This window comes from Nitrosomonas nitrosa (assembly GCF_003051105.1).
GTDB lineage: Bacteria > Pseudomonadota > Gammaproteobacteria > Burkholderiales > Nitrosomonadaceae > Nitrosomonas > Nitrosomonas nitrosa.
Genome location: NZ_QAOO01000081.1, coordinates 1 through 1,509 on the forward strand (window position 1 = coordinate 1; position 1,509 = coordinate 1,509).

Annotated in this window: 1 protein-coding gene; it reads right to left on the minus strand. The window is 54.9% G+C overall.

What is annotated here, in order from left to right; genetic code table 11:
* Positions 1-120: 120 nt before the first annotated feature.
* Positions 121-1,497 carry a TrbI/VirB10 family protein gene (locus C8R30_RS15660; RefSeq protein ID WP_107790565.1) on the minus strand — a complete coding sequence of 459 codons (1,377 nt, stop codon included), beginning with the start codon at positions 1,495-1,497 and terminating at the stop codon, positions 121-123.
* Between the last annotated feature and the right edge of the window lie 12 nt (positions 1,498-1,509).

The following is a 1,509-nucleotide window of genomic DNA, read 5'->3' on the forward strand; positions in this document are numbered from 1 at the left end:
CATCGATGACCGGGATTCCGCCAGTGTGGGCGGTTGTGTTGAACATTGCAAAGAGAATGGCAACCATACCGGCTATTTTGCGCCAACTATTGGGCCGTGCGGATTGACTCTTACTGTTTGTCATGGGTGATCGCTCCATGCATAGTCAAAGGGTTGCCAGGGCTTGTTGAACACCATGTCCTTGGTCACGATGATGTTGAACCGATACCCGGGCCGGATTTCGATGGTTGGGGAGATATTCATGTTCTTGCGGATCAGATTGGCGGTGACCAGTCCCAGTTGCTGGCCGAGCGACTGACTCATGATGCTGCCTGCATTCTGCCGCCCGAATGCGCCGCCTGCATCGCGCTGGCTGTAGGCTGTTCCAGCTACAATCGCCGACATGATCAATGCCGAACCGAAAATGCGCAGGTAATGATTGTTCACCTGATCTTTGAATCCGGCATAACCCACACCGTCGGCACCCGGCATCGCCCCGATATCCATGGTCTTGCCATCCGGGAAGACAATACGCTGCCAGGCAACGAGCACACGCGCCTGTCCATATTCGACTTCACTCGAATACGTTCCCACGAGGCGCGAGCCTTGCGGGATCAAACGGTGTTTGCCGACCGGCGAGTCATAAATATTCTGGCTCACCTGGGCCATGATTTGTCCGGGTAATTCGGAATTGATACCCGATATCAGGGTTGCCGGTATCACAAAACCGGTTTGCAGAATGTAAGGTGATTGCGGTTTTCTGACTTCACTGTCGAGTTTCCAGCGATCATCACCATTGGTCGAGTCGAAACGCGCATAATCATTGGCATAACCGGTTGGCGGATCACTCAGCAGCATGGGGGCGTCATCGTCATAATCGTCAGCAATACCTGCGCCCAATCCGCCTTGTCCTTGCCGCAGTTGTGCAAGCCGTGCATGATAGGCCGCGGTCGGATCTTCACGCAGATTCGCATCAATCTGCTGGCGTACTCGCGTCAGCTCCGCGAGCGCTTCCTCGCGCGAGGGCGTATTGCTGGTGCCGGTATAGTGCGGTGCAGATGCGGCGCTTCTGGGTGCAATCACATTGACGTTGGTTTTGGCCTTGATCGCTTCTTCAAGTTGTTGGCGCTTGAGCAGGCGGATATGTTCGAGTTCGGCATGGCGTGATGCATCGGTACTCTCCAGCTCCGAAGGCAATGGCGGCAAATCGAGATCGGCAGGCCGCTCGATGAGAATTGCCTCGCGCCAGTCCTTGATAAACCGGTCATCCGGCAGATCTGCCGTTTCCGGTTGCACTTTGGGTTCGATAATACCGCCGATATAATCCTTGGCAATCAAGCTTGCGAAATTGCTGCTCGACTGGGCATCATGATTGCGATCGAAATCGTCTACCTGGTTGCGCTCGGTTGCACGGTTCATCGCCACAATGCCCATGAGTAGCATAAATATCAGCATGATGGCGCCGAAGATATAAAGCGGCAGATTGTTGACGCGGCGCACGCCCACGCCCACACCCACGCTTTTGGCAAC